This window comes from Paenibacillus polymyxa, assembly GCF_015710975.1.
Classification (GTDB): Bacteria; Bacillota; Bacilli; order Paenibacillales; family Paenibacillaceae; genus Paenibacillus; species Paenibacillus polymyxa.
Map to the genome: position 1 here is coordinate 1,322,723 of NZ_CP049783.1, position 26,049 is coordinate 1,348,771.

At 46.9% G+C, this 26,049-nt stretch carries 22 protein-coding genes, 1 tRNA gene and 1 pseudogene; 10 read left to right on the forward strand and 14 right to left on the reverse strand.

Going from position 1 to position 26,049, the window contains the following annotated elements; translation table 11 throughout:
* Positions 1-31: 31 nt before the first annotated feature.
* The gene (locus tag G7035_RS06005) at positions 32-1,450 is read right to left on the reverse strand and encodes a helix-turn-helix transcriptional regulator (protein WP_107734767.1); all 1,419 of its coding nucleotides are present in this window, start codon (positions 1,448-1,450) and stop codon (positions 32-34) included.
* Between the two features lie 372 nt (positions 1,451-1,822).
* On the opposite strand from G7035_RS06005, the gene G7035_RS06010 reads away from it, so the two are divergent.
* Positions 1,823-2,266: a ferritin-like domain-containing protein gene (locus tag G7035_RS06010; RefSeq protein ID WP_044788291.1), complete on the forward strand. Its 444-nt coding sequence runs from the start codon at positions 1,823-1,825 to the stop codon at positions 2,264-2,266.
* Positions 2,267-2,286: 20 nt separating this feature from the next.
* Here G7035_RS06010 and G7035_RS06015 read toward each other — a convergent pair whose 3' ends face one another.
* From G7035_RS06015 to G7035_RS06030, 4 genes are all read right to left on the reverse strand, one after another.
* Positions 2,287-2,994, reverse strand: coding sequence for a DUF421 domain-containing protein (locus G7035_RS06015; protein ID WP_019685973.1), 708 nt, complete (start codon positions 2,992-2,994; stop codon positions 2,287-2,289).
* Positions 2,995-3,172: 178 nt separating this feature from the next.
* Positions 3,173-3,388, reverse strand: a complete 216-nt coding sequence (locus G7035_RS06020; protein WP_019685972.1) for a hypothetical protein — start codon at positions 3,386-3,388, stop codon at positions 3,173-3,175.
* A gap of 193 nt (positions 3,389-3,581) precedes the next feature.
* Positions 3,582-3,653 (reverse strand) — tRNA-Thr (locus tag G7035_RS06025).
* A gap of 73 nt (positions 3,654-3,726) precedes the next feature.
* Complete coding sequence (locus G7035_RS06030; RefSeq protein ID WP_016819451.1) at positions 3,727-4,074, reverse strand: MTH1187 family thiamine-binding protein; 348 nt, start codon at positions 4,072-4,074, stop codon at positions 3,727-3,729.
* Positions 4,075-4,595: 521 nt separating this feature from the next.
* Here G7035_RS06030 and G7035_RS06035 point away from each other — a divergent pair.
* From G7035_RS06035 to G7035_RS06045, 3 genes are all read left to right on the forward strand, one after another.
* Entirely contained in the window at positions 4,596-6,929 is a 2,334-nt protein-coding gene (locus G7035_RS06035; protein WP_016819450.1) for a ribonucleoside-diphosphate reductase subunit alpha, read from the forward strand.
* 20 nt (positions 6,930-6,949) lie between these two features.
* Positions 6,950-7,981, forward strand: coding sequence for a ribonucleotide-diphosphate reductase subunit beta (locus G7035_RS06040; protein ID WP_019685970.1), 1,032 nt, complete (start codon positions 6,950-6,952; stop codon positions 7,979-7,981).
* 171 nt (positions 7,982-8,152) lie between these two features.
* A complete protein-coding gene (locus G7035_RS06045) occupies positions 8,153-9,907 on the forward strand; it encodes a methyl-accepting chemotaxis protein (RefSeq protein ID WP_019685969.1) in 1,755 nt (584 codons plus the stop codon).
* Positions 9,908-10,134: 227 nt separating this feature from the next.
* On the opposite strand, the gene G7035_RS06050 is transcribed toward G7035_RS06045, so the two are convergent.
* Positions 10,135-10,971, reverse strand: coding sequence for an HAD hydrolase-like protein (locus G7035_RS06050; protein ID WP_019685968.1), 837 nt, complete (start codon positions 10,969-10,971; stop codon positions 10,135-10,137).
* A gap of 170 nt (positions 10,972-11,141) precedes the next feature.
* On the opposite strand from G7035_RS06050, the gene G7035_RS06055 reads away from it, so the two are divergent.
* Entirely contained in the window at positions 11,142-11,636 is a 495-nt protein-coding gene (locus G7035_RS06055; RefSeq protein WP_019685967.1) for a hypothetical protein, read from the forward strand.
* Here G7035_RS06055 and G7035_RS06060 read toward each other — a convergent pair.
* The 3 genes from G7035_RS06060 to G7035_RS06070 are packed head-to-tail and all read right to left on the reverse strand — an operon-like array spanning position 11,620 to position 14,491.
* Positions 11,620-13,266 carry a bifunctional ADP-dependent NAD(P)H-hydrate dehydratase/NAD(P)H-hydrate epimerase gene (locus G7035_RS06060; protein ID WP_019685966.1) on the reverse strand — a complete coding sequence of 549 codons (1,647 nt, stop codon included), beginning with the start codon at positions 13,264-13,266 and terminating at the stop codon, positions 11,620-11,622. The two genes, G7035_RS06055 and G7035_RS06060, sit on opposite strands and share 17 nt — an antisense overlap.
* A 34-nt stretch (positions 13,267-13,300) precedes the next feature.
* Entirely contained in the window at positions 13,301-13,933 is a 633-nt protein-coding gene (locus G7035_RS06065) for an NAD(P)-dependent oxidoreductase (protein WP_016819444.1), read from the reverse strand.
* Between the two features lie 51 nt (positions 13,934-13,984).
* On the reverse strand, positions 13,985-14,491 hold the full coding sequence (locus G7035_RS06070) for a GNAT family N-acetyltransferase (RefSeq protein WP_196478893.1): 507 nt from the start codon (positions 14,489-14,491) through the stop codon (positions 13,985-13,987).
* A 143-nt stretch (positions 14,492-14,634) separates the two neighbouring features.
* Here G7035_RS06070 and G7035_RS06075 point away from each other — a divergent pair, with 143 nt between their 5' ends.
* Positions 14,635-15,603 (forward strand): hypothetical protein, encoded by a 969-nt coding sequence (locus G7035_RS06075; protein ID WP_019685964.1) that lies wholly within the window; start codon positions 14,635-14,637, stop codon positions 15,601-15,603.
* A 274-nt stretch (positions 15,604-15,877) separates the two neighbouring features.
* Positions 15,878-16,834 carry an ArsR/SmtB family transcription factor gene (locus tag G7035_RS06080; RefSeq protein ID WP_016819441.1) on the forward strand — a complete coding sequence of 319 codons (957 nt, stop codon included), beginning with the start codon at positions 15,878-15,880 and terminating at the stop codon, positions 16,832-16,834.
* A gap of 126 nt (positions 16,835-16,960) precedes the next feature.
* Here the strand turns inward: G7035_RS06080 and G7035_RS06085 are convergent, their stop codons facing one another.
* The 4 genes from G7035_RS06085 to G7035_RS06100 form a co-directional block, all read right to left on the reverse strand.
* Positions 16,961-18,013 (reverse strand): lactonase family protein, encoded by a 1,053-nt coding sequence (locus G7035_RS06085; protein ID WP_019685963.1) that lies wholly within the window; start codon positions 18,011-18,013, stop codon positions 16,961-16,963.
* A gap of 222 nt (positions 18,014-18,235) precedes the next feature.
* On the reverse strand, positions 18,236-19,438 hold the full coding sequence (locus G7035_RS06090) for an MFS transporter (RefSeq protein ID WP_016819439.1): 1,203 nt from the start codon (positions 19,436-19,438) through the stop codon (positions 18,236-18,238).
* A gap of 214 nt (positions 19,439-19,652) precedes the next feature.
* Positions 19,653-20,171, reverse strand: a complete 519-nt coding sequence (locus tag G7035_RS06095; protein WP_019685962.1) for a GyrI-like domain-containing protein — start codon at positions 20,169-20,171, stop codon at positions 19,653-19,655.
* Positions 20,172-20,217: 46 nt separating this feature from the next.
* The gene (locus G7035_RS06100; protein ID WP_019685961.1) at positions 20,218-20,979 is read right to left on the reverse strand and encodes an AAA family ATPase; all 762 of its coding nucleotides are present in this window, start codon (positions 20,977-20,979) and stop codon (positions 20,218-20,220) included.
* A 213-nt stretch (positions 20,980-21,192) separates the two neighbouring features.
* On the opposite strand from G7035_RS06100, the pseudogene mprF reads away from it, so the two are divergent.
* Positions 21,193-23,834 (forward strand): annotated as a pseudogene (gene mprF, locus G7035_RS06105) (bifunctional lysylphosphatidylglycerol flippase/synthetase MprF).
* A 105-nt stretch (positions 23,835-23,939) separates the two neighbouring features.
* Here mprF and G7035_RS06110 read toward each other — a convergent pair.
* A complete protein-coding gene (locus G7035_RS06110; RefSeq protein ID WP_013369121.1) occupies positions 23,940-24,566 on the reverse strand; it encodes a nitroreductase family protein in 627 nt (208 codons plus the stop codon).
* Between the two features lie 230 nt (positions 24,567-24,796).
* On the opposite strand from G7035_RS06110, the gene G7035_RS06115 reads away from it, so the two are divergent.
* Together G7035_RS06115 and G7035_RS06120 are read left to right on the forward strand one after the other, a co-directional pair.
* Entirely contained in the window at positions 24,797-25,273 is a 477-nt protein-coding gene (locus G7035_RS06115; protein ID WP_016819435.1) for a disulfide oxidoreductase, read from the forward strand.
* A 164-nt stretch (positions 25,274-25,437) separates the two neighbouring features.
* On the forward strand, positions 25,438-25,935 hold the full coding sequence (locus tag G7035_RS06120) for a CcdC family protein (protein WP_016819434.1): 498 nt from the start codon (positions 25,438-25,440) through the stop codon (positions 25,933-25,935).
* Positions 25,936-26,049: the final 114 nt, after the last annotated feature.

Below are 26,049 nucleotides of genomic sequence, written 5' to 3' on the forward strand. Positions count from 1 at the left end.
GATACCAGGTACAGTCATGAAAACTAAAAAGCTACTCGCAACAATTAACAGTCCTATTTTTCTCAACATTACCTACCCACACCTTTTCAATTAGATTGGAGAACTCTGTTTTGATTTCAGGAGTCGCATAGACTTGGAAACGCATAAACAAGCCAATACAATTTATAAAGTAAGTCTCATTATTTATTATATGTGACTTTACCATTGCAAATAACAATTGTTTAAAACCATCACTGTACCTTTCTCTGTTTAAATAATAGTAGGCCAGTTCGTAACCAAACCATGCAATGTAGTCGGGTACTACTTGTTGGCTGTACATATCAGTAGATGTCGGGAGTTGAGTAAAGGCATCAATGTCTTTTTTAAACCTTGAAAGTACATCATCAACATCCAAATTATATTGATTAGCAGCTATCATAACGTTTAACAGCTTTGAAAGTTTCTCACCTTCCATGGTATCTGCTGTTTCGGCTATGTATTCGACATAATCTGAGAGCACGCTGACATCTCCAGACAAGAGCTTATTTACATAAATATTGCATCGTGCCCAATCTTGATACATTTCTACCCAATAGAGGGTATCATCATCAGTCTCTCTAACCCAATCCAAGTCCGCATAGGCGTATGTATATTGTAGAGCTTGTTGGTAATCGCCTCGGGCATCACAGACACTCGCACATAGTAAGTCGGCATACGTGATGTACACGAACATCGGACGACTTAATTTCTTAGCAGCCTCATTGCGTTCTTGGTTCTTCTGTTGATGTTTCCAATTGTATTGGATTTCAGCCTTAGCTCTCATCACCCTCGCTATTTCATCAACCTTGTCCCATTTACGCAATGACCTGTACACATTAGCCAGATCCTTTAACGCATCAAGTTGTTCTAAATCATCTAGGCGCTCGACATAAGGCTCGAATAGTATAGCTGCTTTGTGGTTGCGGCTTTGGTCGTCTCCAACTTGAATCGTGAATATACGATATTGGCAGACTGCCAAACGTTCAGAATGTTGATATTTCTCCGCTTCAGCTACCCCCTCATACAGCAACAATGCAGCCGCATGTCTTCCCTGCGACAACAATTCCTCTGCAATTTCAAATAGCTTGGGCGAATACAGTAGATTATCCATGATAGCTCCCACTACTCGGCGGATCGCCTCCAGCTTGTCCAACTCCGCACATCGAAACAAAAGCGGCTCGATTCGCCTCATATTGGGTGGATGATCGATGATGTAGTTTTCTATAAATAGATCATAAAAGTGACCTTCTGGTAAGCCCATAGCCTCAGTGATTAAATCAAGCTGGTTAACAGACATGGACTTATTCCCTGTCACAATGGCGCTTACGATTCCCCTATTCATGCCTGCTACATGCCCAAACTGCGTTAGACTCATGCCCTCTTGTTGTAAATATCTATCTAATTCCGCTCGAATCGTAGGTGTATGCTTCATGACATAGCCACCCTTCGCATAAAAATCCCAGTATTTTATAATTATTTACTATTTTTACCCATCAATTAACCAGTTGTCAATATCTTTTTTTTGCGAATTATGTAGAAATACTACGTTTGTCATAAGAGCATTCCTACAAACAAATTCTTCCCCGGTGTTAGCTACCATCAGTATAATCAACCCAGTATGTTGGTAAGTCAAATAGCCGCCAGCATTTCTTCACAAGAAAAGGGCGATTAGGAGTATGAGGAACAATCATTTTCCTAATGTTAGGAACCGACATGGGCAGATGCGCATATACTTTCTAAAAACTAGCATTGGGAGGGAATAAACTTGTATCAAGTACCTTCTTACTGGGGAAATTCATATTATATGCGGGCCGATTTTGTACCGATCTGGAACACAGGATTTCCAAAAGCAGTACAAATGATAAAGGAAGCGGTACAAGGGGAGCGTAACGATGAGTTGTTCTACGATGAATTGATCAATTTGGCTCCCTCACAGGAGCAGGTGGCTATTATTGAAAGCATCCGTAACGATGAACGCGGCCACAACAAAATGTTCAGAGAGATGTATCGGGCTTTGACAGGACAGGAGATTACAGGCATCAGTAGTGAGAAATATGAGAAAGTGCACTCCTATGCAGAAGGTCTGCAGCGCGCCTTGATGGGAGAGTTAGGTGCGGTAGAACGATACCGCAACATCTGGTTTGGATTGCCTACTGGCATCTATAAGGACACGGTGTACGGTATCATCTTGGATGAGCTTAAGCACGCTGCCAAATACAATTATCTGATTACGTTGAATCTCAAGTAACTTTTGACCAAAAGTTAATACTATTCCACATCAATTGGTTGCTGGATTTTATCCTTATATTCATCCACATAGAGCTGGCCGTTGCTGCCTTTAACGGCGTAGAATACGTCCTCTAACTTTTTGCCGCGTGCTTTGAGTTGGGAGTTCATCCAGGATTCGGAAATATGGTTGGAGTCTAAATTGCCATGCAAAAGCTGTCCGTCGATTATAAGCTCAATTGGGAACTGTGAGGTATTGCCTGCATTCAACTGCAAATCTTTTAATGTCACGGCTTGCAGTTCCTTTTTCTTTTGGGCAGATAGTTTTCCGTTAATCTCAAGTAGGGCGTACTCCACTTCTTCTATATTAAAAATATCTTTCTCGCGAAGCTGCTGGTTTAAAGAATCCAATGTCATATTATTTTTTTTTAAGTTATCTTCGAGAATGAGCCCTCCTTCGATGAGAACGGTGGGGGTTCCTTCTGTCCACATCTTAAAGTTTCTGAATTTCAAAAAAATCTTGGCTAAAACATAAGAAGTAATTGTAAAAACGGACAGCGCTATTAATAGGTGGATAACTTCTATTTTTTCGTTAAATGCAAAGTTAGCAGCCATAGCTCCTAATATAACCGCCGTTACGAATTCATGGAAGTTCATATTGGAAAGGGTTTGCTTTCCTAATATTCTCCCAATTATCATTAGGATAAAAAATGCTGAAAAACTTCTGATTAAAATAATGAGATGGTCCACGCAAAAAGCCCTCCTTGTTTAAAAATTGTAGATAATTAGTATATAGACTCCCCGCTATACTAGAGTAATATACCTATTGACTTAATTTATAAATGGCTTTGGAACTGCTAATCCTATCAAAACACCCTCACGGGCACTATACCAGCAGGGTATTTCGTATTTCCAAACACTTGTAGATTTACAGATCGTCAGTGGCTGACGTTTCTGCCGACTTACCACCTACATAAGCCTCAGCCAGAATGTAAGCAATTACTGCACCGAAAGCACCAATAACGCCGGTCACTTGAATAACTGTGGCATTGTTTTCTCCAAAAGCAGTAAGCAAGCTCGTGATCAATGCGGTCAGTAACGCCCAGAACTTATGGCTGGACAATTTACGTTTCCAGTCTGTCACTATACAACGCCTGAATCTCCAAGAAGCAGTGTTAAAAAACATTGGCGATTCAATTACAGGAGAGAGCATTAGCACTGAAGAATCTACTTTACTATACTAAAGGGTAGAAAAATGGTAGAAGATTGTCCAAAATCACAAAAAAGCGCAGCCTCCAAAAAGCTTGGAAGCCGCGCTGTGCTTGAGTTTTATAGAATGCTGGTGAAGGGAATTGAACCCCCGGCCTACGCATTACGAGTGCGTTGCTCTACCCCTGAGCTACACCAGCAGGTCAGTGTGACTGACAACAAAAACTATTATACTCTTAGTTACATAAAAATCAATCACTTACATCAACTTTATCAACTAAGATTTGGATTTAATTCTGTAACATTCCCTGCCGTGGTTCCGGATAGCTTATCTGCGACGGATCGCAGCTTTTGGCGACTGGAGGAAGGCTTGTCACGGCGATCATCAATTTTGACTGAGGTGGAAACGCGTTTGGCTCCTGCTAGGAATGGCGCTTCGTGTAGCGCAGCAATAGCGGTGAACACATCGTCCAACGAACCTTCAATAATCGTACTCATAGAGGTAAGTTCATAGGTAATTCCCTTTTGCGTCTTCAACACTTTTTGCATTTGAGCAACGTAGTCGCTCAGGCTCGTACTCCCCGTTCCAATCGGGATTACTGTCACTTCTGCAATGGCCATCACCAAGTTCCTCCTTTAAATTGAAAAAATCATCTTTTTTAAAATTCTAAAAACTCAGTCGATAAAGCAACCTTGTTCTTCAAAAAAGTTCCATATGTATACGGCTTATTTTAGTAGGAAACATCTTTATCATTTATTGTACCGTTCACTCCGTCTCAATTCAAATACAGCCCGCGACTTCTCTGCATATTTTGATTTTCCATTCCTTTTCCTTTACGTATGGCTTCGAATGTTGCTATAATACTCCTTGCACTTATTTGAAATTTTAAGTTTATATACACAATATGTTGGGTTAAATATTCATAACACCTCTAAATATAGTGATGTAGCCGATGATTCCTACGGAAACCATCTTTTTTCCTTCATTGGCAGGCGCATCGCTATTTCTATGTTATTGGATTACATACAGCCCCAAAATGCTGTCTGACCATCGCTTTTTTCACCAGTTTCTTTTCTCAGATCATTTTCATGCCTATTCCCTAAGTATGAATTCCAAATCAAGAAAGCGAGGAATTAATCCTATGCCACAACTCGTAACCAAACCAAACAATCGCCAGTTGGCTTTTGATGAAATACGTATATCCGTATATGCTGACCGTGTACTCAGCGGGCTGGACAAGCTGGATAAAGATCGACTCATTCGCGGTGTAACTAGTAAGCTCCGCCGGGACGAAGTCACTGGAGATGAGATTAGCAACGCATTTGCAATGGCTGCTCTAGAACTGGTTAGCAAGGAAGAACCGGACTGGAAATTTGCCGCTGCGCGTGCTTTGCTCACTTCCCTATATAAAAAAGCGGCTACTCACCGCCGTTACAAATCCTATGCAGACGAACCTTACGGCGCTTTTTATCCACTGATCACCGATCTAGTGCAAAAAGGAATCTACCGTCAGGAACTGCTTGACTGCTACACCAAGGAGCAGATTGATGAGCTCGGCGATTCCATAATGCCGCAGAATGACCTGCTGTTCGACTATATTGGACTGTTGACGCTGTCTGAGCGCTATTTGGCCAATGATTTTGACGGACGCGTAATGGAGCTTCCACAAGAACGCTACATGATTATCGCAATGTACCTGATGCATCAAGAGCCGGCCGACAAGCGTATGGAGCTGGTCAAGGAAGCATACTGGGCGATGAGCAACATGTACATGACGGCAGCTACACCAACCATGTCCAATGCCGGAAAAAAGGTAGCCGGACAGCTCTCGAGTTGCTTTATCGACACCGTAGACGACTCATTGGAAGGTATTTTCGATTCCAATACCGATGTAGCCCGTCTTAGCAAAATGGGTGGCGGTATCGGCGTATACCTCGGTAAAGTGCGTGCGCGCGGCTCCGATATCCGTGGACATAAAAATACAAGCTCTGGCGTTATCCCTTGGATTCGCCAGCTAAACAATACAGCTGTTAGCGTAGACCAGTTGGGTACACGCAAAGGTGCAATCGCCGTTTACTTGGACGTATTCCACAAAGACATTCTGGCGTTCCTGGACCTGAAGCTGAACAACGGTGACGAGCGGATGCGTGCACATGACGTGTTCCACGGCGTATGTCTGCCCGATCTGTTCATGGAGCGGGTCGAAGCACGGGGCGAATGGAATCTGTTCTGTCCGCATGAAGTGAAGAAGGTGATGGGCTGGAAGGATGACAAGGGTCGTCCACTGGGACTGGAGGATTTTTATGATGAAGCCTTCGGTTCAGGCTCCTTCCGCGAGAAGTATGAGGAGGCATCACAGCATCCGATTCTTTCCCGTATTACGGTCCCTGCCATTGACATCATGAAGCGTCTGATGAAATCGCAGCTGGAAACAGGTACGCCGTACATGTTCTACCGTGATACAGTAAACCGTGCTAATCCAAACCGCGCCCATGGTATGGTGTATTCCTCCAACCTGTGTACGGAAATTATGCAAAATCAATCTGCAACGGTAGTAGAAAAAGAAGAATTGGTCACCAAGGACGGACAAACACGCATTGTTATCTCCAAAATTCCTGGCGACTTTGTTGTGTGCAACCTGAACTCCATCCATCTGGCTCGTGCCGTTCCAGCAGGTGTGCTGGATCGTCTCGTACCGATTCAGGTACGTATGCTGGATAATGTTATTGATATCAACAACATTGAGGTGCTGCAAGCACAATACACGAACAGCCAATATCGTGCAGTCGGCCTGGGTACATTTGGGCTGCATCATCTGCTCGCACTTGAGGGCATCCGCTGGGAGTCCGATGAAGCGGTAACCTATAATGATCATTTGTATGAAAAAATTAACTACCTGGCCGTAAAATCCAGCATGGAGCTGGCGAAAGAAAAAGGCCGTTATGCCAAATTCGAGGGTTCTGACTGGTCGACCGGGCATTATTTCACTTCCCGTGGCTATACAGACGGTACACGTGAAGGCAAATTCGTCACTACGTCCGAGTGGAGCGAGCTTGCGGAAGAAGTCCAACAAAACGGTGTCCGTAACGCATGGCTGTTCGCCATTGCGCCTAACGGTTCTACGTCCATTATCGCAGGCTCTACCGCTAGTATTGATCCACTGTATGAGTTGCTTTCCTATGAAGAGAAAACAACCTACAAGATCGCTAACCCTGCACCAGATTTGAATGAAAAAACCATCTGGTACTACAAAACAGCTTTCTTGCTGGATCAACACGCTTCGATCAACATGGCTTCTGCACGTCAGCGTCATATTGACCAAGGTCAAAGCTTTAATCTGTATGTACGCCCAGATATTAAAGCTACCGAATTTTTAGCGCTGCATATTCATGCCTGGAAATCGGGTATGAAGTCGACCTATTATGTACGCAGCCGCGCACTGACGATTGAAGAATGCGAAAGCTGCGCATCCTAAACTAAAGGAGAGAGGCTCTCATGCAGTTACAAAAGATTTTTAACACGGAAGCGCCTAACCGCTCTACCCGTATTATTGAAGGCGAAAACTCCGGTATCCTGAACTGGAACGATATTCGGATGCCGCATATGTACAAACTATATAAGGTGCTGCTGCTAAACCACTGGATTCCGGATGAAATTCCGATGTCCAAGGATGCGTCCCAGTTCCCTATGCTGGATGCCGAAGAACAGCGCACATTCAAAATTAATATCGGCCTGCTGGCTGTGCTGGATTCCATGCAAACCATGTTTGTCGGAGATGTAAAACGATATTTTACCGATTCCTCGCTGGAAGCTATTTCGGCCATTATCGGACAACAGGAAGTCGTGCATAACCAGTCCTACTCTTACGTGCTGTCTTCCCTGGTATCAGAGCAGGAGCAGAAGGAAATTTTTGAATACTGGAAAAATGATCCTGTCCTGCTGGAGCGTAACACATTCATCTCGGACATTTATCAAGAGTTCCGCGATGAGCAGAACCCGCAAACCTTTTTCCAAGCCATGGTAGCGGATTTGATTCTGGAAGGCATATTCTTTTACAGTACATTTGCTTTCTTTTACAATTTGGCCCGTGACCAAAAAATGATGGCCACCAGCCAGATGATCTCGTATATTCAGCGCGACGAAAATCAGCATTGCTACTTCTTTGCCGAAGTGTTCAAGCAGCTTTTGGCTGATTTCCCTGAGTTGGATACCAAGGAAAATACGGACTATGTCTATCGTATGATCAACCGCGCTGTGGAACTGGAAACGAATTGGGCGCATTACACGCTCAAAGAGGTTCGCGGCATTGACTTGAACGAGCTGAGCGATTATATCAAATACATGGCAAACATGCGCCTAAGACTTCTGGGTATGGACAAAGCATACGAAGGGGTAGATGTAAACTGTATGCCTTGGATCAAGCCATTTTCCGATGAAGCGCTGAATGCAACAAAAACGGACTTTTTTGAAGCAAAATCACGCAATTATGGCAAGGTCGGAGATGACAATGGATTTGACGATTTGTAAATCATAAGCTACAAGCCTTAACTCGGTATTGCTGAGCTAAGGCTTTTTTCTATGGGGATGAAACTTGCGTAAATATGCAAAAAATTCATGAAACATATTAATTACTATTCATATTTTCCTACTTGAACACGATATTATATGAAGGCGAAATAATACAGTAAGGAGCATATTATGAAAAGCAAAGTCAAAAAAAGAATGGGATTACAAACCAAACTCTACTTCATCTTGCTCATTCCTTTAGTTGTGATTGGCGTCATGATTCTGTGGACGACCAAACTATCTATTCAGAATGCTTCTCTATCAACCATGCAGCTAAACAATGAAGCGTTGGCGGTGAATACGGCTAAGCTACTGGACAAATCAACCGTCAAAAGCTTAAACACGAATCCATCCGAGCAGAGCAATGAGTATAAAAAACTTCGGAACGAGTTAAATACGCTCAGGCTGCAAAGCGGAGTCCTGTATATGTATATGTACAATCGTGTTGGCGATGAGTGGAAGCTTACAGTGGACGGAGCTGCTTGGGACGACAAAGACTACAGTCCTTTTGGAAGCCCTGTAAGTTTTACCCGTAAAGAAACGGCAGATAGATTGAAACAAGGGGAGACGGTAACCACAGATATCACAACGGACCCTGATTGGGGAACGATGTTTTCTTCCTTTACACCCATTAAAGATACAGATGGAACCATCATAGGCTATCTGGGAATCGACAGATCTCTAGCCTCTGTAACTGAAGTATACGAGAAAACATTGCCTGAGGCCTATCGGCTAGTTATCCCTGTGGTCTCCATCATTCTGATCATTTCCATTGCGGCAATGATGCTGGTAACACGTCGAATACTACGTCAAGTGCGGTTTATTAAAGATACACTGGAGCAAGTAGCTGATGGCAATCTTACGGCTACATCGCAGCAAGTTACGTATGATCAGCTAGGTGAAATCAGCGGCTTGACGAACCGGATGGTAGAAGCCATGTCCAATATGATTGTGGACATTCAAAGCAGTTCAAGTACACTTCAGCAAGCATCCGAGAATATCGTCGTGACATCAGAAGGAACCCTTCACCAAACCGAGGAACTGTCCCGCACACTCCAACAAATTGCCGATGTATCTACAAACCAAGCAGATCAAACGATAGAGTCGGTTCAGCAATCTGACCGCTTAGGACAAACGCTGGATGAAGTCGGAAGCCATGTGCACCAGTTTACGGATACGGCGCGCCATCTCAATGAAGTCCGTAATCAGGTAGCCAATGAACATGAACTGCTGTTGGAGAAGGGACGAGAAAGCGCTCTGCGAATCAAGCAAATGCAGCGTATGTCACACGCGCTAACTGAAAAGTCCCGCGAAGCAGCTAACATTGGACAGCAGGTACAGGGCATCGTAAAGCAGACGCAGATTTTATCCTTTAATGCCTCGATTGAAGCTTCGCGTGCAGGGGAAGCTGGTAAAGGTTTTTCTGTCGTAGCTCATGAAATGGGACAACTTGCCCAACAATCTGCCATATCTATTCGTGAAATTGACGAAATCTTAAGTAGTTTTGTCGAGCAAATTGAGCAAATGGGCGATCAATTTGATGAAAATATAAACACTGTCAATGAACAAGAAAAACAAATTGCATTATGTCTACAGTCTGTTGATAAAGTCACCCAGGTATCAGAGGAAGTTGAGGAACTGGCTGCACATCTGGCCCAATTGACTACAGAAATGCAGGAGGTACGTCACAGCGTAGATCAACATCTGAAGCACACAGCCAGCGCGGCGCAGCAAACTGCCGGAATGACAGAAGATGTATCCGCAAGCGCACAGAAGCAGGCCCTAGCAGTAAAAGAACTATCCGAAGTAGCCCGTAATCTGACCACACTCTCCAACAATCTACAGCGCCATGCTGATCAGTTCCGGGTGAAAAATTCCGACCAGTAATGATTTCGGTGAACTGTGACCCGTAAGATGGACACTTTCAATCAAGTGTCCATCTTACGGGTCATTTTACAGACGAAAAGGAGTACACTCAAAAGGAGCATTCGCTAACATAGCGAATGCTCCTTTTGAGGTTAGAAAGCCGAGCTGAGTACACCTTTATCCAGGTAGATGCATACATATATAACCTAAAGGTCTATATAAGCACTTAGGAGTTATAGCCGTTATGCTCACGATGGGGGAGTCGCAGCTGTTTTCTTCGGCTTCATATAAGAAGGATAGCCTCCCGTATGCTGGAGCATTTCAATTTCACGCAAAATACGCGGCAAGTCAGCGACCGAGTTCATCACGATGTGGGCCCCTGCCCTTTTCAAACCATATATACTTTGTCTGCGTCGTTCCTCGGCTACCCTATCGTCCACTTCACAGCTTGTAGTGTGGTTCGCGGCCAAAGCACTCTCGTTATGGTTCAACACACCAATCGTCCAAACGCCGGCATTCCGTCCTTCTTGCATATCGGCTGCTGTGTCTCCTACCTTCACAATATCGCTAAGCGGGAATACCTGCAGGCGATGTGCAATTTCATAGATCATCCACGGATAAGGCCTCCCCTGCGAAACTTCACATGGGGCTACCATACAATCCAGCGTATAGGGTGACTGTGCAGGCGTGAATACATGACTCAGCATTTCCATCGGGCAGGATGCAGTAGCGCCTGACTGAATGCGGCGATCTTGAAGCTCCTGCAACGCCCTATCTATACCGACAGCAGTCTCAGCCCCTTGGATCAAAGAGCGAAGAACAGGGACAAGCTCAAGATAAATATGCTCAATATCCACTCTGCCAGGATGCGCACCAAAGCACTCCAACCATTTTCTACGAACCTCTGAAAGTCCGAGCACATTCGCAATATGATCCCGGATGGGCAGTCCCCGTCCATGAGATACCTGCTCTTCAGTTACCTGTATACCCTTCCATCTGAAGATGTCGCACATTCCCTGGATTAAGCCCCGACCTCCGGGGTCTGACAATGTACTTTCCAGATTAAAAATAACCGCCTGTATCATGCAATCCCCGCCTTTCCGTACCGCGGCTATCCGCAATCTTTATTTTGCTTAGGAACATGATACACAGCTAACGTAAACTTAAATGTCGCAAACGGTAAGCGGATTGTAATTGAGAATAAATTCCTTGAATGGTTTTGATTTACCGATTGAAATGAGGAGGGAGTCGCAATATGAGACAGCCTTGGAATGAATTTAATTCTAAAATGCCTTGGCGGATGGAGCTTGGTTGTTATGCTCTGAATAAGCTTGCCTGTGGAGGATTGGTTTTTGGTCTGTTATGGGTCTACTGCTATCTGACAGAGGAAATAACGGGATTGCCTGTGAGTATAGCAGGCAATAGCGGTGAACTGACCGCGCAGTTATGGGCCTATGGCTTTGCCCTTCCGGCGGCTCTTGCCGCTGATGCACTACGTGATCTTTTACCCTGGCTTCGCAAGCCTGAGCAGTTCACGCTATATCTTGCCGTAGGGTTCAGTGTCTTTCTTCTGCTAGGATCTTTGATGTCGCCTGCTGGAACGGGCATCTCGTGGAGCAACGGCATGGCAGGTGCAGGGATTACACTGCTCTATTATGGCGGAAGGCACTGGCTGAACCGTGAATATGGAGTACAGATCATGCTGGCCTTCCTCCTGCCACTGCTGCTATGGATTATAGGGCTTCAATGATGTCGCCAGCTACCACTGAGGCGGGATGCTGGCGATGGCGCGCGGCCGTTTCTCCAGCCGCACCATGCAGATACACGCCAAAGGCTGCTGCCTGTGAAGCGTTCAAGCCTTGGGCCAACAACCCTGCGATGATGCCTGTCAGCACATCGCCCGCACCGCCTGTCGCCATCCCGGCGTGGCCTGTGGTATTGACGTAGGTCGCTCCGTCGGGACACGCAATGACCGTGCGTGCTCCCTTGAGCACCAGCGTGACTCCATGTGTCCGGGCGTACTCCCGGGCATGGGTGATACGGTCACGCTGCACCTCCGCTGTCGATATTCCCAGCAGACGTGCCATTTCACCGGGATGCGGCGTTAACACGATTGCCGCATCTCTCGACTTCCAAGCATCCAGCTCAGGCCCCGCCGAGGCGAGGATGTTCAAGGCGTCCGCATCAAGCACGAGCGGACCGCTGTATTCCTCCCACAGGCGGCGCAGCCAGCCAGTGTCCCCTGCGAAGCGGCCGAGGCCAGGCCCGACGGCCAGCACATCGCGCGCCTGCGCGAGCTGTAGCAGCTCATCTGCGGAGTCGGCGTTCCATTCGCCGTCGCTGCCTGTTGCTGCGGCAGCGAGCATCAGCTCTGGTGCGGCGCCAATGACGCGCGGAAGCAGCGCCTCAGGCACCGCCCACGTCACAAGGCCGCTGCCGATGCGCAAGGCGGCACGTGCGGCCAGCAGGCCCGCACCGCTCATACGCAGGCTTCCGCCTGCGACCAGAACGTGGCCGTAGGTGCCCTTGTGCCCGTCCGGCACACGGCTGCGGCTGACGTCCACGTCCAGCGCGTCACGCAGCGTATCGCTGGTCAGGAGCAGCAGCTGCACGCCACGCTCACGGGCAAGGCCGGGCGGGATACCGATGTAGCGTACCACCACATCACCAGCGTTTCCGGCGCCCGGATATTGGGCGAGCCCACACTTCAAGTAGGCAAGGCATACGGTGACACGCGCATGAATGCACGGCTCGTGCAGCGCACCTGTGTCGGCGTCGAGTCCGCTAGGCACGTCTACCGACACGATCGGCGCGCCGCTGGCATTAGCCTCGCAAATCAGCGAGGCGTAAGGTTCGCGCGGTGGACCTTGCGTGCCTGTGCCCAGCAGGGCATCGACGATCCCAGAGGCACCGCGCAGGTCGAGGTTATCCCGACCATAGAGGATAACCGGGATATCCAGCGCCGCGATGATATCGCGCTGGGCAGCCGCTTCACCGCGCAGCGTTGCAGGCGGCTCGGCATACACAACGGTGACGCGCAGACCTGCATCGGTCAGATGGCGGGCTGCCACCAGTCCGTCACCGCCGTTGTTGCCTTTACCTACGAGGATATACCAGTGTGCTCGTTCACGTACGTCATATTGCCCACCGCTCGATGAATCCGTCCGTATAACACCGCCATGTCCTGGTACATCCCCCGGTCCTGTGTGTGTGACCTCATTTATGCCATCGCTTGTTCCACGTCTCTCCGCACAAAGCTTCAGTACCTCGTCAGCTACTGCTCGCCCGGCATTTTCCATCAAGATCAGGGCCGGGATTCCCAGCTTGTCAATCGTGTACCGATCCAGTTGCCGCATTTGTTCGGCGGTCACCATATACATGCTTTTTCGCCTCCCATATAGCCATCCCTGTTGATTAATATCCGACTGTAAAGCGGGAATTGACAAATTCCCCTTCTACTAACTCATCAATCAGGGCTACCGCATAATCCTCGACAGAGATGCGACTATGACCTAATTCATCAACCACCAAATGATCCAAGCCAATACGGAACTGTCCTGTACGTTTACCTGGTTCAATAATTCCGGCAGGACTGCAATAGGTCCAGTCTACATCCGCAGCACGGTACAGCTCCAGGGCATCAGCGTGCGCAGCCGCCAGCGGCTTCACTTCCTCCGGAAACTCAGCGGTATCCATGAGACGCTCACCGGATTCTGTTTTCAGACTGCCCGCTCCGCCAACGACAAGTATGCGCTCCGCGCCGGAACGCCGTGTTCCTTCCAGTAAAGAACGAGTTGCTTCGAGCAGTTCCTCCTCAGCTCCAAACTTGGGACCATAGGCGCTAATGATAGCATCGTGCCCTTTGGCTACCTCTGTAACGGAATTCGGGTTTAGAATATCCGCCTGAACCACCGTCAAATATTCACTTTGCTCCGTCACTCGTTGCGGATCGCGCACTGCCGCCGTCACCTCATACTTACGCTTGATCGCTTCCTTTACTAACGCTTTGCCAATTGTTCCTGTCGCTCCAAAAATAATTACTTTCATATTAAGTTGCCTTCTTCCTATCTATAATTTTCTTACTGTTAATTATCCGTTTTATAACCAGCTCAAACTCGTACAGGATTTCAGCTTACAGTCCCCCGGCTGGCGCCAGTACATCCCTTCTGACCCCGGACTGACCAGTTGGAAGCCGAACTGCGCATATAACCGGTCGGCTGGCTTATCCGCAATCAGCGTTGCAAAGCTGCCCGCCGGAACCTCCCGTCTCAAATACTCCATAATCTCTTCCATAAGCTTACGCCCATAGCCCTTCCCCTGATGGGAAGGCTTGACTGCAATATCCGTAACCAGAAAAAACACACCGCCATCACCGCTCACCCGGCCCATCCCGATCAATTCCTGTCCAAGACGTAGCGTTACAGCAAATAGGCTGTTCGGCAGGCCCTTAGCTGCCGCTTCTTCCGTAATTTGCGATAAACCAGCCTCCTTGCGTAAAGCCCGATATTCCTCGACGGCTGGAATGGCGTAATCTACGCGAAGCAGCTCGTACGGTTGATTCGATGTCTCATGATGTTCTGTTGCAAATTCAATTTTTTTATTCATGCCGAATCTTCCTTCCTGCTGTAATCTTGTCTATTTTACCAAAAAATACTTCATAGTTCTTGGTTTAGAGATATACAAGCCCTTGAAATGCCTGTGTGGTCTGTGCAATAGTGTAGAAAGAACAATGGAAGGAGGGATTGCGGGTGTCCCCGACGGACTTCGCGGCATTAGCCGCATATATCTCACCCGGTCTGATCGCCTTCCTGCTGGCGTTATCCTTATTGGTATGGCTGTATGTTCACAGTGCAGCCCAGCTTCGCAATTCGCGTCAGCAGCGGCTCGAAGAATTACAGGAATCACTGCGTATCTATGGCCGGTTAGCTGGTTATCTCCAAACGGCTACCCAGAACGCGATCAACAACAGTGAAAAGCAGCAGCACCAGAATGGACTAATCCATGCTCTTCAGGAGGCTAAGGCCGCCCCCTATTTGACCCCTCACCTTCAAGAGCAGGTTCAAGCATCCCTTCGGGAATGTGATCCATTCCGCCGGGAATTGCTTCTCAAATCACTGGAGCGTGAAATGAACAAACTGATCGAGGAACGACGACTTGTTCTACTGGAATCCCATGCTCCAGGCTGGGGAACAGCATTATGGAAACTATTGCGCCCAGCGGCCGGTCCGCTGGCGCTGGCGGGAATGGTCTGGTTAATCTCAAGATTGGTTATAGAACTGATAACCTACAGTCATGTCGATGTTAGTCTACCCGACACCACACAATCTGCCTCATGGCTTATAGGGTATGCATGGATAAGGTTCGTTTCTGGCTTAATCGCCTTGCTGTATGTCTATCGGCTGATGACCCTGCGTAGACAAAATGATCTGGACGTGACGGCATCCCATTTCCCAACAAGTCTGTTGTGCATGGTCATCGCCGTTGTCGCCCTGTTTCAGTGGCTCGGGCCAGAAGCATCTCCCTACATACTGACTGTACAGCTTGTGCTGTTCTTGATTGGCTTCCGACTTACCCGAGGCCGCTCGCGAAGTGATCGTCCTTATGTGGGTCATCCCGGCTTGATGAAGTCCGATGGTTCGCAGCACCAGGAATTACACACAACTGACAAAGATACAACCGCTGATTCTTCTGTGGCTGATGAACATATGCGGTCCTAAACACCAGGTGCGCCTGAAATAGATCCCGTATACATCCCGCAAATCACATACCATCACAGGACATCCCAACACACAAAGAAAGAGTTCATGGGGTGTCCTGTTTTTTGAACAATTTTTGGCTTTTTGCCGGGTTAGGCTTGTGCCAGCGATCAAGGAAAGGGTATATTGTTTATATAAATGTAAATCATATCGTTTTATATGTATGAATATTGAAAAAAATCCATATATGTTAAACTACCATCAATTTATGATGTGCGTTAGAATTGGAGGAATTATGCAACTGGACATTTCTGAAAAATCACTTCCCGTTTATGAAGCGCTGGCCAGTGAGGTTCGGCTGAATATGATTGTTCTGCTTGCGGAGAAACCGATGAATATACGTGAGCTAGCGGAAGCGCTGGGACTCAGTAGTGCGATTATGACAATGCATGTCAAGAAACTGGAAAGAGCATCCATTATTTCGACTAAAATGCTGCCCGGACGAGGCGGGGTTCAGAAAGTATGCTCATTGGCTACGGACAAAATTGAAATCGCCATGCCACGCTATCAGCAGGATGTACGGCAATTTCATCAGACGGAGATTTCCGTCGGACACTTTACAGATTTTGAGATTCAGTCCACCTGCGGTCTAGCCACCGTCGAAAAGATTATCGGAGAATTTGATGAGCCTCGTTCGTTCTTGGACCCTGAGCGCTTCAATTCCAAAATTCTGTGGTTTAGCCAAGGGTATATGGATTATAAAGTGCCGAATTTCCTATTGTCCAGTCAAAAAGCTGAGGAACTGGAAATTTCAATGGAATTATCATCAGAAGCCCCATTTACCAATGATAATTGGCCTTCAGACATCACGTTTTTCCTAAATGATGTGAATTTAGGCACTTGGACCAGTCCAGGGGATTTTGGGGATAATCGTGGTAAATATACACCTTCATGGTGGCCTGATTTTATCAATCAGTATGGCCTACTTAAGAGACTTCGCGTTACGTCTGAAGGCACCTTTATGGATGGCAAGCAGATATCCGATGTGACTCTAAGCGACGTGCTGATTGACCAGAAGCAATGGAAATTCCGTATCGCTATTTTGGATGATGCTCAGCATATTGGAGGGGTAACCCTGTTCGGTACTGGATTCGGTAACTATAACCAGGATATCCTGTTCCGTTTGTACTACAAACCTGCGGAAAACCATACCAAAACAGCAACGGTAGAAGCTGGCGAGAGCAGCAAGTAATCATTAGACTCCTTCAAAACCTGAACACGGCGTTTTGCCCATGCCTTTCTTGGGAGACAAAGCGCCGTGTTTTACTTTATCCTCTTTTACTGGTCCTTCGACCCTTTTTTGCCATGCGCTGTGTAATTAACGTACAGGTTCAATACATACCGGTGAAGGAACCTCCAATACATATCCCGTTCGGGTCAGCCGTCCATCATCCTCATGGATAGTAAAGGATACAATGTTGTTTCCCTCCTGATTCGCCACTAGCAAATAACCAGACAAGATGTTGAAGTTACGCGGCGTACTGCCGAAACTCTCGACCCATTCAATCGTCTTCAGCTTACCATTGTCTACATCGACATGGTAGAGTACGATGCTGTCATGTCCTCGATTGGATACATACAGAAAACGTCCACAGGGTGTAATCCGAATATCCGCTGCTGTATTTTCTACATCGATAATGCCTTCTGGCAGTGTGGACAGACTTTGCAGCAAGGTAAGCTTACCATTACGTTCGTTATAACCAAACACAGCGACGGTATTATTCAATTCATTGGCGACAAAGGCATATCGACCCGAGGGATGAAAAACCAGATGACGTGGGCCGGAACCAGGTGGCAAATCTGTCTCACGGTGGGTTACCAATTTCCCATCCTCTGTCAAACGATAACCTATAATCTGATCCAGCCCCAGATCACATACCATAGCATACTGTCCTGAAGGATCAGGAATAATCGAGTGTGGATGTGGCGCATCCTGGCGGTCCTGGCGAATCCCTGACCCCGTATGCTGAACCTGCCCCGACATGTCTCCCAACCCTCCAGCTTCTGTTGCAGGGAATACAACGGCATTGCCCCCAGAATAGTTAGAAGCCAGCACATATCGTCCATCTGTTGTTACGGATACATAGCAAGTATGTGCTCCCTCCGTTCCTTTTCGATCCAAAGGATGCAATTCCCCCGTCTGGGTGTTCACCTGATATGTGTACAGTTCGCCTTGGTCTGTTTCACTGGCAGCATACAACTTCGCCCCATTCGGATGCAGTGCCAGAAAAGAAGGTCTCTCGATTCCTTCCACACCTCCAACCATACGCAAATCACCATTGTCCGTATGCAAAGAGCCTATATAAATTCCTCTTTCCTCACGAGACGCATAAGTTCCTATATAAAACAACTGCTCATTCAGCTCTTCCATCCGATCTCAGCTCCTTTTAGCGTATTACTCACAAGTTATCCGACTTTTAAGTTCTACTTTTTATCTGGTTATAAACTTATCATGCATTATTACCCAAGATTCTGCCGTTTCATTAACAAGTGGCTATGTATGCAAAAAAATAGCCTCTTTCGCTGCAATCTGTGGTTCATAAGAACGTCACAGTTCACACCAAAAGAGACTATGTTTACAGAGAAAATAACATTAAACCGCTGTGGATTGCGTATCTCTACTTTTCCATTTTACAGCCAGCCCCAAACTAAGCATGAGAATGACCGCCCCAAAAATGTACGGCAAATTGATATGCACCTCAAACAATGTACCCGCAAGCGCAGGTCCCAGAATATTACCAATACTCATATAAGCATTGTTCATCCCGGCTGCAACTCCCTGCTCATCTCCTGCCATTTTGGATAAGGCCGTATTAATGGCTGGTCGCAGCAACGATGTAGCGGTAAAGAAGATAAGTGATACTCCGAGTACATAATAAAAGTTCCCTGAGAGCAGCATAAGCACAAGGGAAATCGCGGAAAACAGAAAAGAACCGATAATCACACCTTTTTCACCAAAACGGTTCAACATCGGACTAATGACCGCAGCTTGAATCACGGTCCCGACCAATGCACCTACCGTAATAATGATAGCAATATCACGTTCATTGTAATGAAACTTGCCTGTTACAAAGAACGGAAACATCGTTTCAAAATGCGTCAGGCCAAAAGTTAACGTGAATATCATAATCAGCAACATAAAGTACGGCTTGCGGAAAGACAGCGCAAACTGTTTAATCACATTGTCCCGTTTCACCTTAACATTTCGAAACTTCAACTGCTTCTCCAACGACAGGGTTTCGGGCAGTAAAATCAATGAAATCAGTGCCGCTAAACCGGATACCGCCGCCGAAACGTATAAGGGTGTACGAAGCGAGATATCTGCCAGCAAACCGCCTACACCAGGACCGATCACAAAACCAAGCGACATAGCGGCCCCCAACAGCCCCATTCCTCTGCCTCGGTTATGGACGGTTGTGATGTCGGCAATATAAGCCATCATTGGAGGAATCATAAATGCCGCTCCTGCGCCTCCGAGCAAACGGGAAATATACAGCATCGTCAACGAGTTGCCAATCGCAAACAATACAGAAGATACCGTCATGATGACCAAACCGATAATAATCATTTTTTTACGTCCGTATTTATCGGACCATTCCCCAGCTAACGGCGAAAACATAAACTGGGTCAAGCCAAACACGGCAACCAGATAGCCTCCCGTTTCACCACTGCCTCCCAAGGAACCCATGAACTTGGGGAGGATCGGAATAATGAGTCCAATCCCCAGCATGGCAATAAACATATTAATCATCAAAATGACGAGCGGCCCCATTTTCAACTGTTGTGAATCCGACATGTTGCGTTTTGTCCTCCTCAGGTTCTTTATTTCGTATACGAATTTCTTATTTTGCAACCATTTCCGCAAAACTCTTCATTATATTAATAGAGCGGGAGACAAATAACAATCATAAAATACTTCCGATAACCCTGAATGTTACCTTTGACAAGGTAGCAAAAAGGAACAACCACTAAATCATGAGGTTGTCCCTCTTATAACGTTTCACCATCCTTTATTTTTGTACAATAGCGATCGCAATATCATAATCAAATTTCTGAATTTCTGCGGATGGAATATCAAAAGGGTTCACCGGCTTCAGCCGATTCGACTCGATCCAATATACCCCCTCTGTCGTATTACGCTCATAGCCATTACGATCCAACCAAGCAAATAGGTCATCATAGATCGTATTTAATCGTTCCCGATCTCCCTGAAAACGGGTCACCGCATACTCTCCTTCAGGCACCTCGATGCGTTCAAGACTATCCGGTACTTCATTCCACGAGGACACTTTAACGCCCACCTTGACCGCCGTACTTCCGTTCTCCTCAACAACTGTCCATTGGGGAGTTAACACATAGCCCATATCCGCGTCCAGACGACCTGAGTGGTTCTCTGGGACGTTCTGTTGCACTTGTTGCCACTGTCTGCGTACCTCATCACCCAATTCGGCAAAAGGGGCTTGCGCAGTCAGCGCTGCTACCTTGAAAGCCGATATCCGCTGAATAACTACATCGAGATTTGAACTCATACGGTTTCCTCCTCATCAAGTGGATACTACCAAACTTCCTATATCCTTATGGTGAATCTTCGAATAGCTCCTGCAATAACCTTTCCTTGTTATTCAGAAATTGTTTGGTGATGATATAATGATCGGTTTCCTCCAGCGTCCGTGTGTCGATCCCTTCATGTGTCAGATGATACAGGACCGAATCTGGATAAGACATCAAGATGGGGGAATGGGTAGAAATGATAAACTGTGATCCCTGTTGCACGAGCTCATGAATCCGGGCAAGCATGGCCATCTGACGCAAAGGCGATAGCGCTGCCTCTGGCTCATCCAAAATATACAATCCTTGTCCTCCAAACCGATGCACAAATGCAGCAAAAAAAGACTCGCCATGCGACTGCTCATGCAGCGACTTCCCCCCGTACGAATCCCGAATGGGTCGCCCTCCTCCTTCTCGATCCAGCTCGTCAATATGAGTCGCCACATTATAGTAGCTCTCCGCCCGGAAAAAGAAGCCATCCCTCGGTTTTTCAACCCCTCTCACCAACCGAATATGCTCATGCAGCGAGGAATGCGTGGCTTGTGTAGAAAAGTTGAAATTTTTAGTGCCACCCTCTGGATTAAAACCCCACGCGACCGCGATTGCCTCCATAAGCGTTGATTTACCTACACCGTTTTCTCCAACAATATAGGTAACGGAAGGATGGAATTTGAGTTCATTCCACTGTTGAAGAGCCTTTAAGTTAAAAGGGTATTGGCTCCTGTCAGCATCTGGAGGCCACAATAGCTCCAATCGACGTATAAAAAGATTGCGATCCCATATACTCATGTTCAGTCAGCTCCAATGCCAAGCAATTTACTAGGTATTCCATCATTATATTGGAATTATTTACAGCAATCAATCTGAACTCCCATTTCGTAACCCTTCTGTTGTTATTCAAGCTATTATTACAGGTATAATATAACGAAGCCTTTTATTTGGGCAGGAAATTTTTCGCGCATTATCAGTCTCAATCTTATCCTTTTTCAAGCAGGTGAATCTATGAAGTCAAATCACAAACCGATCCAATCCTTTAAAATCGTACAGTACATCATGACCATCTATAGGCAGCGATTAACGCGTATTTTGCTACCGCTGGCTGTACTGGCTTTTATTATATGGGAGGCTGGACGAGAGCTAAAAGACTTTAATCTGGCACGGATGCTTCATGAGCTGCGGCGAATGGATGCCACGTTTCTCATCGAAATTGGCTTGTTCTCACTGGTAGCCGTAGCTGCTATGAGTGCTTACGATTATGTAATCAGGCATCATTTCAAGCTTCAGGTTATGCCTGGAACGACATTCCGGTACGCCTGGATCTCCAATACCTTCAATAATGTCTTCGGCTTCGCCGGCTTTACAGGAGCTGGACTGCGCACTGTGCTGTATAAAAAGAGCGGTGTGCCATTGGGTGTCATTACCTCGGCAGTCGTATTTCTTTCGCCTGTCGTCATTACCGGACTATCTTTGCTAGCTTGGGGTGCTATTGTCCATCTGTATCCGGTGCAGCCTGTGCTGGATGCTCACCCATGGCTTCATTGGGCGCTATGGGGAATGGCACTTTACCTGCCTCTATTTCTGATCATGCAGCGCTCCAAAAGGTATGCCACATGGTTCAACAAGGGAGAAGGACAGCTCTCCTGGTTCACCATCTCTGCCTCCATTGGCGCCTCTCTGCTGGAATGGCTGCTGGCTGGTCTTACCTTTGCATGGATCGGCTCGCACTTGCTCCATGAGCTGCCGCTCCATGCTGTGTTCGGTATTTATGTAATAGCCGCAATTGCGGGGTTAATCAGTCTTGCACCCGGAGGCGTCGGCGCATTCGATATTATCGCCCTGCTCGGGCTGCAAATGGCAGGAGCCAACTCGGACCGGGCGCTGGCTGTGCTGCTGGTCTTTCGCGTCTTTTATTACATCATTCCGTGGCTCATCGGCTTGGTATTAGCGGCGCTGGAAATGATTCCGCGTAATGAGCGCTTGAGCCAGCTCGCTGAGACAGGCTGGGATTACTCCCTTAATGCCTGGCAGAAGGTATGGGGCTGGCCTGGTCAATTCCGGTTTTTGGCCGATCTGGGGGTATGGGCACTTGGGAAACTGGTACTCATCTCCGGCGTGGTGCTTCTGTTGTCGGCCGCTACGCCTGGTCTGTTGTATCGGCTCCGTTTTGCTGAACATTTGCTCAGCCTGCCCGTTATGCGCTTATCGCACGAAATCTCGGTCATCATCGGAATTATGCTTGTCGTTCTGTCCCACGGAATCTCTCTGCGTATTCGCAGAGCATTGCGGCTGACCTTGATACTGCTGCTGACAGGAGCCATTTTCACCTTCACTAAAGGTCTGGATTTTGAAGAAGCCTTTTTCCTGCTGTTCGTGGCATTAATGCTGTGGATTTCGCGTTCACGGTTTTATCGGGTCAGTGCGCCGCTGAATCGGCACAACATTTTAATATGGGGCGGATTATCTCTACTCGTAACTGGTGCTTATTTTATAATCGGGGCAGGCTCCAATACTCCATTTATGCGTCATTTGCATGCCAAGGTCCACCTGGACTTTTTTATGAACCGCAGCGATTACGGAGTTACAGCCGTATTTAGTTTGATTTTGGCATGGGTATTCTTGACGGTGTATTTCTTTCTTCGTCCTCAACGTAGCATCAGCAATCTACCCGACGCACAGGAACTGGTTAAGCTAAAAGAATTTTTGGAACGACAGGGTGGTAATCTCGTTTCTCATATGCTTTTTCTCGGCGATAAATATCTGTATTGGACCAAGGACGAACAGGTAGTTCTCCCCTATGCTCGCAGTCGGGACAAACTGATTGTATTAGGTGACCCCTCGGTCCAAAGGAACGTGTGAGTGAAGCCATTCAGGAATTCCAACGGTTCGCGGATCGCTATGCTTTGACGGCTGTATTTTATCAAGCATCACCGGAATATTTGTCCATCTATCACGAGAACGGCTATCGCTTTTTTAAGTTGGGCGAGGAAGCGCTCGTGCCGCTGGAGTCCTTTACACTAACGGGCAAAAGCAATCAGGCGCTGCGAAGCGCCAAAAATCGCTTTGGCCGCGAAGGCTATTCATTCGAAATGATCCAGCCTCCTCTAGAGGCGTCATTGATTGAGGAGATGCGTCATATTTCGGATATTTGGCTGGACGGGCGCAAGGAGAAGGGATATTCACTCGGCTGGTTCAAGGAATCTTACCTTCAGTTGGCTCCAATTGCATTGCTGAAAGACTCTGAAGGTAAGGTTATTGCTTTCGCCACGATGGCCCCTGCCTATGATCATGGGCAGACGGTCTCTATCGATCTGATGCGTCACCTGCCTGACACACCCAATGGAACGATGGATTACTTATTCACACGGGTCATCGAGTGGGCCAAGGAGAGTGGATATACGACATTTAATCTGGGCATGGCACCGCTGTCCCAGGTAGGACAAAGCGAAAAGGCACTGCGCGAGGAAAAGCTGGCTCGACTCGTTTTTCAATACGGGGGACATTTTTACGGCTTCCAGGGGCTCCGACGCTTCAAGGATAAGTTCAAGCCGCAGTGGGAGCCGCGCTATCTAGCCTATCCAGCTTCTGTTTTTCTACCGATCCTGACGCTGGAACTGGTGTATCTCGTGTCCAAACGCTCAGACTAAACGAGGTACGAAATAAAAGGATTTTGACAGTTCAAAACGACGTAAAAAAAGGATGTTCCTCGCCACAATGGTTGCAGGAACACCCTTTTATATTCACTATTCGTCTTAGAAGCTGCCTTTTACAACAACGTCAGACAGTGGGAAACGTCCTGATGGACGTGCTGGTACTTGTGCTTTACCTACACTAATAAGCATGGTCGGCAGGTAACGTGCCGGAATATTGAATTGCTCGATCAATTGTGCTGGAATAAATCCGCCCATTGCACAAGTATCGTAGCCCAAAGATTTAGCAGCCAGCATAATGTTTTGTGCTGCAAGAGCAGAGTTCAGAATCGCTGCATCGCGAGCTACCTGCGGGTTTTGGTACGCGCCATTGATTTGTCCTACCAATGCGTCACGGATTTCCGCTGGCAATGCTCCTGCTTCTACCGCTTGATCATAAATGACAGCATTACGGTTCGCTTCCAGATCACCCAGTACGGCAATCGTAACAGAGCTCTCTGCTACTTGACCTTGGTTGTAGGCGATAGGCAACAATTTTTGTTTGTCTGCTTCGCTTTCGATAACGAGGAATTTCCAATGTTGAAGGTTCCATGCGGAAGGAGCTTCTACCGCGGCAGTCAAGATTGCTTCCAGATCTTCCTCTGGCATTTTAAAATCCTTTACATAGCTTTTTACCGCGTGTCTTTCACTAATAACAGATAAGGTTTCATTTTTCCGGCTGCTCGACATTCTGGGCACACTCCTAATTTCTTAATATATATCTTGAATCTTCATTAACTTCCCAAACTACTGCAATTATAAAAATGATAGTGAATGATGTCAATATGTTTAAGTATGACCCCGCACTCAAAATACAGTACAATACGGATAAAGACATGCATATCGGCAAATGCCTGCCGATGGGACAAGACACGATGAGTTCATACTGTTCTCATTTGAATTTAAAAAGGAGCGTTACTATGATCGGATCGTTTAAAAAAACGGATATTGCTTTATTTGCCGCCTGGGTAGTAGCTTGTGTGGCGACATTGGGCAGTCTGTATCTCAGCGAGATCTTGGGATATGAACCTTGTAAACTGTGCTGGTTTCAGCGTATTCTGATGTATCCCCTGACCCTTCTACTCGGAATCGCATATTTTCGAGGTGACACAAAAATACGGATTTACGTTATGCCGTTAGCTATCATTGGAGGTGCGATTTCGGCCTATCATTTTATCATTCAGCGTATCCATGCAGCCGCCAAAGCAGCCACGCAAACTTCGACGGCTTGCGGTAGAGTATCCTGTGAACAGGATTATCTGAACTGGCTGGATTTCATCACCATTCCTTTGCTTGCACTCATTGCTTTTATCCTTATTATTGTAGCGATGGGCTATATCATACGTCAGGAGAAAAAATCAGCTACGGGAGAGGTACAAGCAACAGAACTCGCATAAGATGAAAGAGACCCGATTATAGGGCCGGTTACCACCAAGAGGCGTATAATCCGCTTGCCGGAGGAAAGACTGTAACTAAATATATCCATTGCATATGTGCTATAATGTAAAAGGTTTGCAGTCTGTCCAATAACGCTTATATTCCTTATAGAGGGGGCCAGTCCATGTTTCATATCAGCACCCCATTGCTGCAATATGGCGCAACTTTCGGTATGATCTTAATCGCTATATCGGCTATTTTCATCCGTATGAAGACAGGTCATCGCCCGATTAATGCCAAAAAAATCATCATTCCTCCGCTCGGCATGAGCACCGGTTTTATGATGTTTGTGGTACCGGAAGTACGGGTTCCCTGGCTTTGGGCGCTGGGCGCTTTTCTGGTCGGCTGGTTTATTTTTTCCTACCCGTTGATCCGCAGCACTAAATTTGAGTTGCAAGAAGGGCTGGTTTTCGTGCAACGCTCACGCACCTTCTTTTTTATCCTGATCAGCCTACTGATCGTCCGATTGCTGCTGCATGAATTTATTCAGCATTACATTACCATTCCGCAAACAGCAGGGCTATTTTTCATCCTAGCCTTCGGGACCTTGTTACACTGGCGGCTTCGTATGTATTTTCAATATCGTCAGTTCGTTCCGGACGAGACGGAAGTCCGCATCTGACCAACGGATATTTAACGTGCACACTCGCATGTTGCTGTATAGACCAAAAAGACACGTTCTCCCCACAGGAACCGTGTCTTTTTGGTCTTTTTAGTCTATCGAGGGCTGTCGGTT